This window comes from Actinoallomurus acanthiterrae (assembly GCF_054775715.1).
The window spans coordinates 3,577,185-3,592,096 of record NZ_BAAHCO010000001.1 but is presented as its reverse complement, the minus strand read 5'-3'; the positions used below and the strand labels follow the sequence as shown (position 1 = coordinate 3,592,096).

Below are 14,912 nucleotides of genomic sequence, written 5' to 3'. Positions count from 1 at the left end.
GATCGGATATAAAGACAGTGATGGATGACGAACGAATCGTGCTGCTGGGCGCCGACGGCCATGCCATCGGCACGGCCCCGAAGGCGTCGAGTCACCACGGGTCCACGCCGTTGCACCTGGCGTTCTCGTGTTATCTCGCGGACGCGGCGGGGCGCATCCTGATCACCCAACGAGCACACGCCAAGCGAACGTTCCCGTCGGTGTGGACGAACAGTTGCTGTGGCCATCCCGGCCCCGGCGAAGGCCTCCGCGACGCCGTCCGCCGCCGGGTGCGCCTGGAGCTCGGTCTGGAGATCGAGAGCATGACGCTCATCCTCCCGGAGTTCCGCTACCGCGCGACCGCCGCCGACGGCATCGTGGAGAACGAGCTCTGCCCCGTGGTCCGCGCCGTCGCCGTCGGCGACGTCCGCCCCCACCCGGAGGAGACCGCGGCGGCCGGCTGGCGTGACTGGGAGTCCTGCGTGGACCTCGTGGACGACCCGGCGGCCTCGCCGTGGTACCGCGAGCAGATGGCCGAGCTCGTGCCGCTGGGCAAGCCGGCCGACTGGCCGGCCGCACCGACCTCGCTCCTGCCGCCCGCCATCGCCTGGTAGCCGGATACCGCGAGGTCTGGGAGGGCCTGTCCGACGGGCTCGGCGTCCTGGTCCTGCTGGGGCCTCAGCCTGAGCTCGTCGCATGACCGCGCTCAGCGTCATCGGATCCCTGCCGGTGGAGTGCGTCGGTGAGCATGGCGTCGATCGCCCGCTGCGACGTCTCGAGCCGCGTGATCGATTCAGCGATGCGACCGCGTTCGCGCCGCAGGTCGCCGATCATTCCGGGGCACCCCGACGGTACGAGACGCTCGCCCTCCTCGCGCACGCAGTGCAGCAGCCGGGCGATGACCGCGGTGGGCAGCCCCGCGGCGAGCAGGATCCGGATGTGACGTACGGCCTCGACGTCCGCCTCACCGTACTCGCGGTAGCCGTTGGCGAGCCGTACCGGCCGGAGGAGGCCCTGCTCCTCGTAGTACCGCAGCAACCGCCGGCTCACTCCGGTCCGCTGCGCCAGAACGCCGATTCGCACCCCTGCCCCCGTCCCGGCTTGACCTTCACATCGATGTGACGGCTTACCGTCCCGATTATCCAGTGATCCCCGAAATGGAGGCAGTGATGCCGGGTGCAGTGGTCGTCGGTGCGGGTCCGGGCATCGGCCGCGCGGTCGCGGGTCGCTTCGCGCGTGAAGGGCTGCCGGTCGCGTTGATCGCCCGGACCGCCGTGACCCTGGAGGCGGTCGCCGCCTCGGGTGTACGGGCCGTCTCCCTCACGGCCGACGCGACCGACGAGACGGCGCTGCGCGCGGCACTCGACAAGGCCGCCGCCGAGCTCGGTCCCCCGGACGTGGTCGTCTACAACGCCGCGATCATCCGTGCCGACCGCCCCGGCGAGCTGTCCGTACGCGGGCACCTGGACGCCTGGGCGGTCAACGTCGTCGGCGCACTTACGGCGGCCACCCACGTCGCCCCCGGAATGGCGGCGCGCGGTGGCGGATCGTTCCTCGTCACCGGGGGCATGCCGGAGCCCAAGCGGGAGTACGTCAGCCTCTCCCTCGGCAAGGCGGGGGTGCGCACGCTGGTGGAACTGCTTCACCAGGAGTACGGGCCCGCGGGCGTCCACGTGGCGAGCGTCACCGTGGCCGGCCCGGTCGCCCCCGGGACGGCCTTCGACCCGGACGACATCGCCGAGCACTACTGGCGGCTGCACACCCAGCACCGCGAGGAGTGGGACCGCGAGATCCTCCACGACGGCACGCCGTGAGCGCTCGGCGTCACTTCTTCAGGCGGCGGAATTCCTCGGCCAGGGCCGGCAGCGTGTAGTGGGCGTTGAGGCCAGACGGGTTCGGCAGGATCCACAGCGCCGCTCCGGCCAGCCGCTCCTCCTGGGGACCGATCTTCACCTTCGGGCTCCCGAACGCCGTACGGAACGCGGTCACGCCGAGCACCGCGACGACCCCGGGCCGGTGCCCGGCGACGAACTTCTCCAGCAGCGCACCGCCCTCCCGCAGTTCCTCGGCGGTCAGCTCGGCCGCCTGCGCCGTGGCACGGGCCGCCAGGTTGGTGATCCCGGCGCCGTACGACGGCAGCAGGTGCTGCTCGCTGGGACGCAGCAGCCGGTCGGTGAAGCCGGAGCGGTGCAGCGCGGGCCAGAACCGGTTGCCGGGCCGCGCGAAGTGCCATCCGGTCGCGGCCGAATAGAGCCCCGGATTGATCCCGCAGAACAGCACCCCGCCGGGTGGCGGCACGACGTCGGGGATGGTCCGGTCGCGTGCGGCCTCCAGATCGGCGGCGGTCGGTCGGCTCGTCACGATCGGACGATATCGCCCGCCCGGCCCGGTCCGGGCAGGACCTCGGAGATGCCTGGTCAGGGCAGGACCTCGAGGAGGAAGGAGCCGATCTGGTCGGCGAGCTCGTCCGGCACCTCCTCCGCCATGTGGTGGCCGCAGTCGAGTCCGCCGCCACGCAGGTCGGTCGTCCACGGACGCCAGACGGCCAACGGGTCGCCGTACAGCTCCTCCATGTCGTCCTTGGTCGCCCACAGCACCAGCGTCGGGCAGGAGACCCGGCGGCCAGCGGCCCGGTCGGCGTCGTCATGGGCGCGGTCGACGCCCAGCCCGGCGCGGTCGTCTACAGACTGTGTCGACACATCCGTACACTACGAGCATGGGGACGGTGACCGTGAGAGTCAGCACCGACACGCGCGACCGCATCGCCGAGCTGGCGCGAGAAGCCGGCAGGCCGATGTCCGCTGTCATCGACGAAGCGATTCGCGACTACGAGCGCAAGAGGTTCTTTGAAGACCTCACCCGACAAGTCGCCGCGACCAGAGCGGACCCCGAGGCGTGGGCCGACTACCAAGCGGAGACGGCCGTCTTCGACAAGGCCGCTGGCGACGGACTCGCGAATCTCGACGACACCGACTACTCCACATGGTGAACACACCGCGACGAGGAGAGATCTGGCTGACCGACTTCGGGGAGCCGATCGGGCACGAGCAGGGCTTCCTCCGGCCCGGCATCATCGTGAGCGCCAATGGTTTCACCCGAGCGGGGTCAGGCCTCGTCTTCACGGTGCCGACCACGACCACCAAGCGTGGGTGGCGAACCCACGTCGAAGTCGGAACCGACACCGGACTCCGGCAGACGAGCTGGGCGCTGGTCGAACAGATGCGCAGCGCTTCAACCGATCGGTTGAGACGCCGCATCGGCGAGGCCGACGCCCTCACCATGGAGCGCATCTGCGCGATCGTCCGGAGGCTCCTGGAGATATGAGACGGGCCGCCTCCCCGGCTGGGAGGCGGCCCGGTCGTTCAGTGGCTCACTTCTTCAGGAGGGAGCGGAGGACGTACTGCATGATGCCGCCGTGGCGGTAGTAGTCCGCCTCGCCCGGCGTGTCGATGCGGACGATCGCCTGGAACTCCTTGTCGCCCGCCCGCACCGTGACCTCGCGCGGGGTGTCGCCGCCGTTCAGGGCCTCGACGCCGACGATGTCGAAGGTCTCCTGGCCGGTCAGGCCGAGTGAGGAGGCCGACTCGCCGTCCTTGAACTGCAGCGGCAGGACGCCCATGCCGATGAGGTTCGAGCGGTGGATGCGCTCGAACGACTCGGCGATGACGGCGCGGACGCCGAGGAGGCGGGTGCCCTTGGCCGCCCAGTCGCGCGAGGAGCCGGAGCCGTACTCCTTGCCGCCCAGCACGATCAGCGGCGTGCCCTCCACGGCGTACGCCTGCGCGGCGTCGTAGATGAACATCTGCTCACCGTCCTTGACGGTGACGCCGCCCTCGGTGCCGGGGGCGAGGAGGTTGCGCAGCCGGATGTTCGCGAACGTGCCGCGGATCATCACCTCGTGGTTGCCGCGCCGGGACCCGTAGGAGTTGAAGTCCCGTCGCTCGACGCCGTGCTCGGTGAGGTACTTCCCCGCCGGGCTGTCCGCCTTGATCGCGCCGGCCGGCGAGATGTGGTCGGTGGTGACCGAGTCGCCGAGGAGCGCGAGGACCTTGGCGCCGTGGATGTCCTCCACCGGCTCCGGCTTGTCCGTCATGCCGTCGAAGTACGGGGCCTTGCGGACGTACGTGGAGTCGGCGTCCCACTCGAAGGTGTTGCCGGTCGGCACGGGGAGGGCCTGCCAGCGCTGCTCGCCAGCGAAGACGTCGGCGTAGTCGCGGCTGAACATCTCCTGCGCGATGGCCGACTCGACGACCTCCTCGACCTCCTGCGGCGACGGCCAGATGTCCTTGAGGTACACCGGCTGCCCGTCGGAGCCCGTGCCGATCGGGCCGTTCACGATGTCGACGTCCATGGAGCCGGCGAGGGCGTACGCGACGACGAGCGGCGGCGAGGCCAGGTAGTTCATCTTGACGTCGGGGTTGATCCGGCCCTCGAAGTTACGGTTGCCGGACAGCACCGAGGTAACGGCCAGGTCGTTGTCGTTGACCGCCTGGCTGATCTCCTCCGGCAGCGGGCCGGAGTTGCCGATGCAGGTCGTGCAGCCGTAGCCGACGAGGTTGAAGCCGAGCTTCTCGAGGTACGGCGTGAGGCCCGCGCGGTCGTAGTAGTCCATGACGACCTTGGAACCCGGGGCGAGCGAGGTCTTCACCCACGGCTTCCGGGCGAGGCCCTTCTCGACCGCCTTCTTGGCGAGCAATGCCGCGCCGATCATGACCGACGGGTTCGAGGTGTTGGTGCAGGAGGTGATCGCGGCGATCACGACCGCGCCGTGGTCGAGCTCGAACTCGGCGCCGTCCGCCGTGGTGACCTTGGTCGGGTTGTGCGGGCGGCTGCCGTTCGCGCGGAAGTTGCTGGCCGGCGCGTCGGAGGCCGGGAAGCTCTCGTCCACGGCCTCGTCGACGCCGTCGGTCTCGGTGACGTAGTTGCGCACGTCGTGCCGCCACGCGGACTTGGCCTCCGCCAGCGCGATGCGGTCCTGCGGGCGCTTCGGGCCCGCGATCGACGGGACGACGGTGGACAGGTCCAGCTCGAGGTACTCGGAGTACTCCGCCTCGCGGGACGGGTCGTGCCAGAGTCCCTGCTCCTTGGCGTACGCCTCGACCAGGGCGACCTGCTCGGCCGGGCGGCCGGTGAGCCGCAGGTAGCTCACGGTCTCGTCGTCGATCGGGAAGATCGCGCAGGTGGAGCCGAACTCGGGGCTCATGTTGCCGATGGTGGCGCGGTTGGCCAGCGGCACCGCGGCGACACCCTCGCCGTAGAACTCGACGAACTTGCCGACCACGCCGTGCTTGCGCAGCATCTCGGTGATGGTGAGCACCAGGTCGGTGGCCGTGGTGCCCGCCGGGAGCTCGCCCCTCAGCTTGAACCCGACGACGCGCGGGATGAGCATCGAGATCGGCTGGCCGAGCATGGCGGCCTCGGCCTCGATGCCGCCGACGCCCCAGCCGAGGACGCCCAGGCCGTTCTGCATCGTGGTGTGGGAGTCGGTGCCGACGCAGGTGTCGGGGTAGGCGACGCCTTCGGTGTCGAAGACGACGCGGGCCAGGTGCTCGATGTTGACCTGGTGCACGATGCCGGTGCCCGGGGGCACGACCTTGAAGTTGTCGAAGCCGTTCTGGCCCCACTTGAGGAACTGGTAGCGCTCCTTGTTGCGGCCGTACTCGAACTCGACGTTGCGCTCGAAGGCGTCCTCGCGGCCGAAGACGTCGACCTGGACGGAGTGGTCGATGACCATCTCGGCCGGGTTCAGCGGGTTGATCTTCGCCGGGTCGCCGCCGAGGTCGCGGACGGCCTCCCGCATCGTCGCGAGGTCCACCACGCAGGGAACGCCGGTGAAGTCCTGCATGATCACCCGGGCCGGGGTGAACTGGATCTCCTGGTTCGGCTGGGCCTTGGGGTCCCAGGCGGCCAGCGCGCGGATGTGGTCGCCGGTGACGTTGGCACCGTCCTCGGTGCGCAGAAGGTTCTCCAGCAGGACCTTCAGGCTGTACGGGAGGCGCGCCGAACCCTCGACGGCATCCAGCCGGAAGATCTCATAGGACGCCTCGCCGACGCGCAGGGTCTGTCGGCTGCCGAAGCTGTTCAAGTCGTCTCCTCCTCTACGCGCTCCCCGAGCGCGGCTACCGCTCGCATGGCGTGCGCGGGGGTTCTGTTGGTGGATACGTCAGGAATCCTCCCCCAGCCGCCCGCTTCCTTGCGCACTGAGGCTCGCCTAACTTCTCCACAATTTCTCTCGACATCAAGGTACCACGTTTATCTCGACGTCAAGGTATCCGGCCGACGCTTGACAACGACCGTTTCCGATATATCGTTTGAGTATCGCGAACGATCTGAGATGGCTCTCAGAAGGGAGAACCGAACATGCACAACGCGACATTCGACGCTCCGTGGCAGGCATGGGCCGGCGGCCGACGTGGTGGCCGCGGCCGTGGCAGGCGTGGTGGCCCGTGGGGCTGGGGTCCCCCCGGATTCGGCCCGTTCGGCGGTCCACCGCCCTGGGCGGAAGGCCGGTCGAAGGCCCGGCGCGGCGACGTCCGCGCCGCGATCCTGGCCCTGCTGGCCGAGGAGCCGCGCAACGGCTACCAGCTCATCCAGGCGATCGAGGAGCGCAGCGGCGGCGAGTGGCGGCCGAGCCCCGGCGCGGTCTACCCGGCGCTGCAGCAGCTCACCGACGAAGGCCTGATCGAGGGCACCGAGGGGGACGGCCGCAAGACCTTCCGCCTCACCGAGGCCGGCCGCGCGTACGTCGAGCAGCACACCGACGAGGTGAACGCGCCGTGGGAGGCGATGACCTCCGACGTCCGCGACGACGTACGGGATCTGTTCAAGACCGCCGCCGGAGCCGGCGGGGCCGTGATGCAGATCGTCCGTACCGGATCGGAGGCCCAGGTCGCCCAGGCCAACGAGATCCTGGCCGAGACCCGACGCCGCCTCTACCACCTCCTCGCCGAGGACGAGTGACCCGGCCGCCGAACGAGTGAGGAGGGTGATGATGGCACGCGACGACCTGCGGGTCGGGGACGCGGAGCGGGACGAGGTGGCGTCGGCCCTGCACGAGCACTTCGCGCAGGGCCGGCTGACCCGGGAGGAGCTCGACGAGCGACTCTCGGCCGCGCTGTCGGCCAAGACCGTCGGCGACCTGCGGGAGGTCACCCGGGACCTGCCCGTGAGCCCGGACGCGCTCGCGCACCTGTCCGGGCCCGACCTGCCCGGCCCGCGCGGGCCATGGCGGGGCGGACCACCCTGGGCCGGGCCCCCTTGGGGCGGACCCCACTGGGGTGGCCCGCCGTGGGCCCGGCACGCCGGGCGGATGGCTCATCGGGGGCGGCATCCGCGGTTCGGCCCGCCGGCGTGTTCCTCATCGCGCTGTTCGTGATCGCGACCGCGACGCACGGCTGGTTCGTCTTCCCGCTGTTCGCCTTCGTCTGGTTCACGATGGCGTTCGTCGGGATCCGGCACGCCCGCCGGTGGCATCGCCTCACGAGGTGAGCGGCGGCAGGGTCCGGGACTCTGCGGAAGAGAAACGGGCGGCAGGACCCTCGCGGGTCCTGCCGCCCGTCGCCGTCAGCGGGCCGTGACGGCGAAGCTGTCGAACTGCGCGGGCACGTACGAGTCGAGCGCCAGGCCCGACTGGCCGTGGTCGAACGTCGCGTCGGTGACGGCGGCGACCTGCCGGCCGTCGACGAGCGCGCTCACGGCCGTGCCTTCGAAGCGCAGCGCCAGGTGGTGCCATCGCCCGGTGCCGAGGGCGTCGACCGTTCCGGCGGCCAGGGTCCGCGTGGTCCCGTCGTTCTGGACGACGTACAGCGACCACGCGCCCGTGTCGGCGACCTTCAGGTGATAGCCCTTCCACAGGACGAGGTTGGGCTTCTTCCGGGGGTCGAGCTGGCCGACGATCCGGCCGAGCAGCTCCGCGGAGCCGGCCTGCTCGAGCAGGACGTCCGTCCCCGTCTCGTAGTCGGTCCAGGCGGCGTCACCGACCAGGGTGAGCGGCGCGGGCACCTTGGTCCACTTGTTCGGCTGGGTGGTGATGACCTGGCGCAGGCACTTCCCGCGGTGCGATCCGGGGGCGCACTTCGCCACCTCGAACGCGCCCTCCATGTCGGTGAAGTAGCGGGCGGTGGCGCCGCGCCGGTACCCGTCGAACGACTCGGTGAAGGGCAGCGACAGGCCGGCCGCGGCCGGGGAGACGGCGGCTCCCTTGCCGCCCCCGCCGAGGGTCGTCAGCGTGTAGACGCGACCGGGCTCCAGAGTGATCTTGTACGAGCCGTCGGCGTCCGTCCGCAGGTCGTCCCCTCGGGCGAGCCACGTCGCGGGATCGGCCGAGGACAGCTCGGTGGACCACACGTGCAGCCGTCCCCGGGACAGCCCCCTCGCCGGGTTCACGGTGATGGTCTGCGGTCCGGTCGCGGCGGTGGTCTCGACGACCGTGGTGAGGTCGGGCCGCGCGGCGGGCGAGCGCAGCGTCACGTACGTGCCGCCGCCGTCGAGGTAGCCGCTCGCCGAGTCGAGGTAGCGCCAGCCGGGCCGTGCGAACTGCGAGGTCTGGGCGACCGTCCACAGTGTCGGGCCGAGCTCGTAGTGGCCCGACCAGGGTTCGTTGGCACGCAGGAAGCCGCTGCCCGCGTACTGGACGGTCGGGTACCAGCCGTACGCGGCGGGCCAGTTGATGAACGCCGTCATGCGCCCGTCGACGTACTCGTGGTTGATCTCAGAGGCGAGCCGTGGCGCGCCGGTCAGGTAGTCGTTCCATCCGGACTCGCTGGCGAAGATCGGCTTGCCGAGGCCGATGGCGTCGGCTGAGCTCGAGCAGTGCACCGCGCTGCACGGGTAGTGGATGCCGACGGCGTCGACGGCCGCGTTGAAGGCCGCGTCGTTCTTCAGGTCGGTGGCGACCTGCCAGCCCGCGTTATCGGCGGCGACCAGCTTGACGTGGCCGTATCCCGTGCGGTCCAGCGCGGCCCGCAGGTCGACGTACCACTGCTTGTCCCAGCCCTTCTCGTTCCAGCCGCCGAGGTAGTCGATGCTCAGGTGGTGCCGCCGGGCGCACCCGAGCCAGTCGGTCACATAGGCGATGTTGTCCTGCGACCAGAAACCGCCGTGGAACCATCCGGGCGCGCCCCACTCGAGGCCGTACAGCTTGATGGCGGGGTTGCGCTTCTTCGCCTCGCTCATCAGCCACCACTCGTAGCCGCGGTCGCAGTTCACCTCGCCGGGAACACGCGCGTGGCTCGGCTCCGCCCCGTTGCTGGAGTCGGTGTCGCTGCCGATCTCGACCTTGAGGATGTCGAGCGAGGCCCCGTAGCCGGGCTTGAACAGGTAGTCGAGGATCTGGCGGCGCTGGCGTTCGGGATAGTCGACGATCAAACGTGAGGTGCCGCCGCCACCGCTGATGGCGCCGACGCCCTCGTACACACGGCCCGGCGCCGCCGGGTCGACGGTGATCTTCTGTGGGTCGGTCTGCGCGGTGGCGGGCACGGCCAGGCCGGTGACCAGTGTCGCCGCGAGGGCGAGCGCCGCCAGCGGCGCTCGCCGTACCGATCGTTTCCAGCGTCCCATCGGACTCCTCTTCACTCGGCCCCCGAGAATCGGGGAACAGCGGCATGGCGGACGCGCCGGCCATGCGTTCGATATTTCGAACCGCGTCCGGCCATGCCGTGACCATGGAAGCCGCGCGATGTGATCACGTCAAGATCCAGGCCGTATCTCCTCGTGCGGGGGCGACGGCACGTGGCCGCCAGGACATGGCGTCCCCGAACACCTGATGGACCAGGTCCAGCAGGTGCCGGTTGGTGCTGAGGATGTCGCTCGCGCTGCGTCCGCCGCCGGGGCCACGGAGGATCAGCACCGGTTTCCCGCCGACCTGCCGGGCCGCGTTCATCGCGGCGAGCCAGTCGGCGTCGGCCAGTTGCGGGCCGTTGTCGCCGAAGTGGTCGCGCAGCGGCACCCGGACGAACGGGACGCCCCATCCGCTGAACAGCCGCTGGGTGCTCTGGCTGGTCAGCAGCGTGTCATCGCGGCCGTAGAACGACATGTTCACGCCGAAGATCGGGTCGGCGGCGGCGGTGGCGGCTGGGCGGCGGCGGCGCGGCCGGGTCCGGTGAGGCCGAGGGCCGTCGCCGCCAGCGTGGCCACGGCGACGACCATCGCGCCGATCGATCGATGCCTACGAGGCACGGAGACTCCTTCCTGGTCGGGGAGCCCTCCCATCGCACCCGCCCCCGCGGGGGTGCGGCCGTCCGCGTGAACGCCATCGCGTCAGCGGGCCGGCGGGAGGGGCCGGGATGCCGGCGTGCTCAGACTCATCGGCGGCTCTGGCACACGCAAGAGATCGCCGATCGGGCCGATCAAAGGCCGATCAAACAAACAGGCGCCAGCTCGTTGACATGCGGGAACGCCGTCGTCCAGGTCGGCTCCGCGAGGATCGGGAGGGGCTTGTCTCACGGCGGTTGACCGCTCTGGTCAAGTCGAAATAGCCTGCCCGGGCCGTGCCCTCAATAGGGCTCCGGCACGGGCGGGTCTCACTCGGTGATCGAGGTGGCGATGGGCAGGCGAGAGGCGCCGGTTCCGGACGGTCCCCTGTACGACTTCGCCACGGGCCTTCGTGAGCTTCGGCTGCGCGCCCCGGGATCGCCCACCTACCGCGAGCTCCAGCGAAGCGCGCACTACTCGCCGTCCGTGCTCTCGGCGGCGGCGGCCGGGCAGCGTCTGCCGACCTGGGATGTGACCCAGGCCTTCGTGACGGCCTGCGGCGGCGATGTCGAGCAGTGGCGTGACCGGTGGACGGAGTTGCACGCCCTGCTGCGGACCGCCCGGCCGGAGCTGGTCACCGGCGGCGACGCGGCACAGGGCGGTGCCGAGGCGCTCGAGACGGAACGGCCGGAGCCCGAGGAACGGCAGCCCCCGGCGGGCGATGACGGTCCCGACGTGATGCTGCCGCTGACCCGCTCCGACCCGACCCGGATCGGGCCGTTCCGGCTGCTCGGGCGCCTGGGCGGTGGCGCGATGGGCCAGGTGTACCTGGGGGTGTCGAAGACCGGGCGTCCGGTGGCGGTGAAGGTGGTGCGCCCGCATCTGGCCGAGGATCCGCATTTCCGGCGGCGGTTCGCCGCGGAGGTCGCCGCCGTACGCCGCGTCGACAGCCCGTACACCCCGGCCATCGTCGACGCGGACACCGAGGCGGAGCGGCCCTGGATGGCCACCGTCTACATTCCCGGTCCCTCGCTCGCCGACGTCGTACGGGCGGGCGGCCCGTTGCCGCCGTCGGCGGTGTTCCGGCTGGCCGCGGGCATCGCGGAGGCGCTCGCCGACATCCACGCCGCAGGCGTGCTGCACCGTGATCTCAAGCCGGCCAACGTACTGCTGGAGGTCACCGGGCCGAAGGTCATCGACTTCGGCGTGGCCCAGGCCGACGACGGCACCCGCATGCCCCAGACCGGCGCCCAGGTCGGCACCGTGCCCTTCATGGCGCCCGAGCAGGCGGACGGCCGTCGGGTCACCGCGGCCGCGGACGTCTTCGCCCTCGGAGCGGTGCTCGCGTACGCCGCCACGGGTGTCCTGCCGTTCGGCGACGGCACGACCGGCGAGGTGCTCTACCGCATCATCCACACCGACCCGGACCCGGCCGCACTCGCCTGCGGCGACGACGCGCTGCGCGGACTCATCGCGAACTGCCTCCGCAAGGACCCCGGCCGCCGGCCCACGCCCGCCGAGATCATCGACATCTGCGCGGGGTACGGGCTGCGGATGGACTGGCTGCCGGCTCCCGCCCGTGCCTGGGCCAAGCGGTGCGGCGACGACCTGTCCACGTTGCTCACGCGGACGGCCGCCCGCCGGGCCACCACGCGTTTCCGCCTCGGCGCCTCCGCCGCGCTCGTCGCCGTGGCCGCCGCCGTCCTCGCCTTCACGGTCCCGTCCGGCCACGACGGCCAGGCGCGCGTCCGCACGACCGCGGCGCCGACGACGGCCGCCGTGTACGCGCTGGTCTACCGGGACCGGCGGCTGGTGCTCCCCGACTACAACTACTACGTCGATCTCGAGGCGGGCACGATCGTCGAGGGCCACGGGGGCTGGACGATGAGCACCAACAGCGGCAACGACGGGCACGGCGCCTTCGAGCTTCCCGACGACACCGACGCCTTCGTCGGGTCCGGGTCCTCGTTGACCGCGAGCGAGTGCGCCGCGGGAGTGGCGCGTGCTCCCGTGCCCGCCGAACAGTGGAAGAAAGAGGTCGTCCACGTCGTGCACTTCGGCAAGGTGCCGCCCGGACGGCTGTTCTGTCTCCGCTCCCGCCGCAACGGCGAGATCGCCGTGATCAAGGTGATCGACACCGACGACGGCGACTACGGCGCGAAGATCGCCGTCGACTACTACGAGCGCGGGGGGCGCTGACTCAGGCGGCCAGGCTCGTGAGGACGCCGATCGGGTCCTCCAGGAGCGGCCCGAAGGCGAGTTCGGCGGCGCCGATGACCTGGGCGTTCGAGCCGAGGCCGGAGACCTCCAGCCGTACCTGTTCGTGCGGGGCGACCAGGGACGATCGGGCGACGGTCTTCCGCACGACGTCCTCGGTGACGGCGAACAGCTCGCCGAGCGGACCGCTGAGGACGACGATGTCCGGGTTGAAGGTGTTCACGAGCATGCCGACGCCGGCTCCGAGCCACCGGGCGACCCCGGCTGCGGCCTCGGTGGCCGCCGGCTGACCGGCGGTGACCTGGGTGAGCACCTCACGGTAGGCCCGCAGACCGCCGTCGATCGGGCGGCCGGCGGCGCTCAGCAGCGCCTCGACGCCGGCCTCGGTCTCCAGGCAGCCGACGGACCCGCACCGGCAGGGGCGGCCGTCCGGGTTGACGCGCAGGTGCCCGATCTCGCCCGCGTACCCGCCGCGGCCACGCAGGGGCCGCCCGCCGACGAGGATTCCGCCGCCGATGCCGATCTCGCCGGAGATCACGACGACGTGGTCGTATCCGACCGCAGTGCCGCGCCAGTGCTCGGCGAGCGCGCCCAGGTCGGCGTCGTTGGCCAGGACCGCCGGCAGGTCCAGCCGCTCCCCCAGCCGCGCCCCGAGGGGCAGGTCGATCCAGCCGAGGTTCGGAGCGAACCTCAGCAGCCCGTCCTCCTGGCGTACGACGCCGGGCACGGACAGGCCGACGCCGACGCAGCGGGCGCCGTCCGGCGCTCCGACGCGCAGGCGACGGCAGGCTTCGACGATCGCGTCGACCGTCGCGTCGAGCTCGCTCCAGTCCCGGCCGGAGTCGGCCTCGACCCGGTCGAGCACGTCGCCGCCGAGCCCGACCCGCGCCACGAGCAGGTGTTTCACGCCCAGGTCGACGGCGAGGACGTACGCCGCGTCGGGACAGGGCACGACCTCCAGCGAGGGCCGGCCGCGTCCTCGAGCGCTCGCGGAGCGCTCGAGGACGAGACCGGCCTCGACCAGCTCGGCGACCAGGTCGCCGATCGTGCTGCGGTTGAGCCCCATCTCGGCGGTGAGCTCGGCCCGGGACCGGCAGCCGTGCCGGTGCACCTCGGTGAGGATCGTGCCCAGGTTGTGACGGCGTACGTCGTCCTGCGTCGATCCGCGGATGCGCCGACGTGTCACGAGATCGCTCCGGCGCTCAGCGGCCGGTCGCGGAGCGCCGCCGCCTGGCAAGAGCGTCGATGCTCGCGGCGAGGAGCAGGAACCCGCCCGTGACGATGTAGTTGAGGTAGGCGTCGGCGCCGAGCAGGCCGAGGCCGTTGATGATGGTCGCGATGACGAGGCCGCCGAGGACCGCGTCCTGCGCCTTGCCCCTTCCGCCGAACAGGCTCGTGCCTCCGATGACCGCGGCACCCACGGCGTACAGCAGGGTGTTGCCCGCACCGGCGTCCGGGGTGACGGAGTTCAGGCGGGAGGCCGCGACGATGCCGCTGATTGCCGCCAGCACCGAGCCGATGACGAACACCGACAGCCGGATCGCGTTGACGTTGATGCCCGCGCGTCGCGCCGCCTCGGCGTTGCCGCCGACCGCGTACACGTGCCGTCCGTAGCGCGTACGGGCGAGGACGAACGTGCAGATGATCAGCAGGACGGCCACGAGCGGCACGCCCCACGGGACGCCGCCGAAGAACAGGGCGCCGTTCGGGTTGGCGGCCCGGTTCAGGTTGAGCACGTACGCGCCGCCGAGCAGCGCGATCGCGACCAGGATCACCTGGACGGCGACCAGGGCGAACGGGCGCCGGGACAGTCCCTTGGCCGTCTGCCGCTGATGCCGCAGCAGCTGGATCGCGGCGTACCCGACGACGCACACCGCCGCGACGGTCCAGCCCAGCCACACCGGCATGTACTTGTTGGCCACCGCGTAGATGACCTTGTCGTGGACGGGGACCGTTCCACCCTGGCCGATCAGCTTCAGCGCGATGCCCTGGAGGCCCAGGAACAGCGCCAGCGTCACGACGAAGGACGGGATGCGGACCACGGCGACGAGCGCGCCGATGAAGGCGCCGATGGCGACGCCGGTGACCGCCGCGGCGAGCACGGCGACGGCCCAGTTCTGGCCGCCGTCGATCAGCAGCTTGGCCATGACCGCCGCGCACGCGCCGCTGGCCACACCGGCCGACAGGTCGATCTCGCCCAGCAGCAGCACGAAGATCAGGCCCATCGCGAGGATCGTCACCGGCATGGCCTGGACGAGGAGGTTCGCGATGTTCCGGGCGCTGAGGAAGGTCTCCGGGCGCAGGACGTAGAAGAAGATGATCAGGACGGCCAGCCCCAGGATGGCGGGCAGGGCCCCGAGGTCACCGGTGCGCAGTTTGACGAAGTAGTCGTTGACCGCGGACGAGACCGTCTTTTCGCGGATGTCGACGGAGAAGTCGGAGTCGGCGAGCGTGGGCACCGCGGTCCGCGCGGAGCCCGGCGCCGGCTCGACGATGTTCGGCTCGGGTGTATCGGTGGACATCGT

The 14,912-nt window shown here is 71.2% G+C and carries 16 protein-coding genes; 7 read left to right on the top strand and 9 right to left on the bottom strand.

Annotated features, from left to right (window positions below; genetic code table 11):
- Window positions 1–20 precede the first annotated feature (20 nt).
- Window positions 21–593, top strand: coding sequence for an isopentenyl-diphosphate Delta-isomerase (idi, locus tag ACYVF7_RS17515; RefSeq protein WP_460341195.1), 573 nt, complete (start codon window positions 21–23; stop codon window positions 591–593).
- Between the two features lie 64 nt (window positions 594–657).
- Here idi and ACYVF7_RS17510 read toward each other — a convergent pair whose 3' ends face one another.
- Window positions 658–1,062, bottom strand: coding sequence for a MerR family transcriptional regulator (locus ACYVF7_RS17510; RefSeq protein ID WP_460341192.1), 405 nt, complete (start codon window positions 1,060–1,062; stop codon window positions 658–660).
- An 86-nt stretch (window positions 1,063–1,148) separates the two neighbouring features.
- On the opposite strand from ACYVF7_RS17510, the gene ACYVF7_RS17505 reads away from it, so the two are divergent.
- On the top strand, window positions 1,149–1,793 hold the full coding sequence (locus ACYVF7_RS17505; protein WP_460341189.1) for an SDR family NAD(P)-dependent oxidoreductase: 645 nt from the start codon (window positions 1,149–1,151) through the stop codon (window positions 1,791–1,793).
- A 10-nt stretch (window positions 1,794–1,803) separates the two neighbouring features.
- On the opposite strand, the gene mug is transcribed toward ACYVF7_RS17505, so the two are convergent.
- Together mug and ACYVF7_RS17495 are read right to left on the bottom strand one after the other, a co-directional pair.
- Window positions 1,804–2,340 (bottom strand): G/U mismatch-specific DNA glycosylase, encoded by a 537-nt coding sequence (mug, locus tag ACYVF7_RS17500; protein WP_460341187.1) that lies wholly within the window; start codon window positions 2,338–2,340, stop codon window positions 1,804–1,806.
- Between the two features lie 56 nt (window positions 2,341–2,396).
- Complete coding sequence (locus ACYVF7_RS17495) at window positions 2,397–2,678, bottom strand: alpha/beta fold hydrolase (protein ID WP_460341184.1); 282 nt, start codon at window positions 2,676–2,678, stop codon at window positions 2,397–2,399.
- A gap of 17 nt (window positions 2,679–2,695) precedes the next feature.
- On the opposite strand from ACYVF7_RS17495, the gene ACYVF7_RS17490 reads away from it, so the two are divergent.
- Together ACYVF7_RS17490 and ACYVF7_RS17485 are read left to right on the top strand one after the other, a co-directional pair.
- On the top strand, window positions 2,696–2,968 hold the full coding sequence (locus tag ACYVF7_RS17490; protein ID WP_460341181.1) for a ribbon-helix-helix protein, CopG family: 273 nt from the start codon (window positions 2,696–2,698) through the stop codon (window positions 2,966–2,968).
- The gene (locus tag ACYVF7_RS17485; protein WP_460341178.1) at window positions 2,962–3,303 is read left to right on the top strand and encodes a type II toxin-antitoxin system PemK/MazF family toxin; all 342 of its coding nucleotides are present in this window, start codon (window positions 2,962–2,964) and stop codon (window positions 3,301–3,303) included. The genes ACYVF7_RS17490 and ACYVF7_RS17485 overlap by 7 nt, the downstream gene beginning before the upstream one ends.
- Before the next feature lie 46 nt (window positions 3,304–3,349).
- Here ACYVF7_RS17485 and acnA read toward each other — a convergent pair whose 3' ends face one another.
- Complete coding sequence (gene acnA / locus ACYVF7_RS17480) at window positions 3,350–6,064, bottom strand: aconitate hydratase AcnA (RefSeq protein ID WP_460341176.1); 2,715 nt, start codon at window positions 6,062–6,064, stop codon at window positions 3,350–3,352.
- Between the two features lie 275 nt (window positions 6,065–6,339).
- Between acnA and ACYVF7_RS17475 the strand changes: the two genes are divergently transcribed.
- Both ACYVF7_RS17475 and ACYVF7_RS17470 read left to right on the top strand, forming a co-directional pair.
- On the top strand, window positions 6,340–6,939 hold the full coding sequence (locus tag ACYVF7_RS17475; RefSeq protein WP_460341173.1) for a PadR family transcriptional regulator: 600 nt from the start codon (window positions 6,340–6,342) through the stop codon (window positions 6,937–6,939).
- Window positions 6,940–6,967: 28 nt separating this feature from the next.
- Entirely contained in the window at window positions 6,968–7,354 is a 387-nt protein-coding gene (locus ACYVF7_RS17470) for a DUF1707 SHOCT-like domain-containing protein (protein ID WP_460341170.1), read from the top strand.
- 188 nt (window positions 7,355–7,542) lie between these two features.
- On the opposite strand, the gene ACYVF7_RS17465 is transcribed toward ACYVF7_RS17470, so the two are convergent.
- The 3 genes from ACYVF7_RS17465 to ACYVF7_RS17455 all read right to left on the bottom strand — a co-directional run bounded on the left by ACYVF7_RS17465 (window position 7,543) and on the right by ACYVF7_RS17455 (window position 10,155).
- Window positions 7,543–9,537 carry a hypothetical protein gene (locus ACYVF7_RS17465; RefSeq protein WP_460341167.1) on the bottom strand — a complete coding sequence of 665 codons (1,995 nt, stop codon included), beginning with the start codon at window positions 9,535–9,537 and terminating at the stop codon, window positions 7,543–7,545.
- Window positions 9,538–9,661: 124 nt separating this feature from the next.
- On the bottom strand, window positions 9,662–10,018 hold the full coding sequence (locus ACYVF7_RS17460; protein WP_460341165.1) for a hypothetical protein: 357 nt from the start codon (window positions 10,016–10,018) through the stop codon (window positions 9,662–9,664).
- Window positions 10,015–10,155 (bottom strand): hypothetical protein, encoded by a 141-nt coding sequence (locus ACYVF7_RS17455; protein ID WP_460341162.1) that lies wholly within the window; start codon window positions 10,153–10,155, stop codon window positions 10,015–10,017. Before ACYVF7_RS17455 ends, ACYVF7_RS17460 begins: the two co-directional genes overlap by 4 nt.
- A gap of 366 nt (window positions 10,156–10,521) precedes the next feature.
- On the opposite strand from ACYVF7_RS17455, the gene ACYVF7_RS17450 reads away from it, so the two are divergent.
- On the top strand, window positions 10,522–12,369 hold the full coding sequence (locus ACYVF7_RS17450; protein ID WP_460341159.1) for a serine/threonine-protein kinase: 1,848 nt from the start codon (window positions 10,522–10,524) through the stop codon (window positions 12,367–12,369).
- 1 nt (window position 12,370) lies between these two features.
- Here the strand turns inward: ACYVF7_RS17450 and ACYVF7_RS17445 are convergent, their stop codons facing one another.
- Together ACYVF7_RS17445 and ACYVF7_RS17440 are read right to left on the bottom strand one after the other, a co-directional pair.
- Complete coding sequence (locus tag ACYVF7_RS17445; protein WP_460341157.1) at window positions 12,371–13,573, bottom strand: ROK family protein; 1,203 nt, start codon at window positions 13,571–13,573, stop codon at window positions 12,371–12,373.
- Window positions 13,574–13,589: 16 nt separating this feature from the next.
- On the bottom strand, window positions 13,590–14,909 hold the full coding sequence (locus ACYVF7_RS17440) for a sugar ABC transporter permease (protein ID WP_460341154.1): 1,320 nt from the start codon (window positions 14,907–14,909) through the stop codon (window positions 13,590–13,592).
- Window positions 14,910–14,912: the final 3 nt, after the last annotated feature.

Coding starts and splice junctions, on each gene's coding strand:
- idi (WP_460341195.1), top strand. CDS start 21: ATGGATGACGAACGAATCGTGCTGCTGGGCGCCGACGGCCATGCCATC.
- ACYVF7_RS17505 (WP_460341189.1), top strand. CDS start 1,149: ATGCCGGGTGCAGTGGTCGTCGGTGCGGGTCCGGGCATCGGCCGCGCG.
- ACYVF7_RS17490 (WP_460341181.1), top strand. CDS start 2,696: ATGGGGACGGTGACCGTGAGAGTCAGCACCGACACGCGCGACCGCATC.
- ACYVF7_RS17485 (WP_460341178.1), top strand. CDS start 2,962: ATGGTGAACACACCGCGACGAGGAGAGATCTGGCTGACCGACTTCGGG.
- ACYVF7_RS17475 (WP_460341173.1), top strand. CDS start 6,340: ATGCACAACGCGACATTCGACGCTCCGTGGCAGGCATGGGCCGGCGGC.
- ACYVF7_RS17470 (WP_460341170.1), top strand. CDS start 6,968: ATGATGGCACGCGACGACCTGCGGGTCGGGGACGCGGAGCGGGACGAG.
- ACYVF7_RS17465 (WP_460341167.1), bottom strand. CDS start 9,537: ATGGGACGCTGGAAACGATCGGTACGGCGAGCGCCGCTGGCGGCGCTC.
- ACYVF7_RS17450 (WP_460341159.1), top strand. CDS start 10,522: ATGGGCAGGCGAGAGGCGCCGGTTCCGGACGGTCCCCTGTACGACTTC.
- ACYVF7_RS17440 (WP_460341154.1), bottom strand. CDS start 14,909: ATGTCCACCGATACACCCGAGCCGAACATCGTCGAGCCGGCGCCGGGC.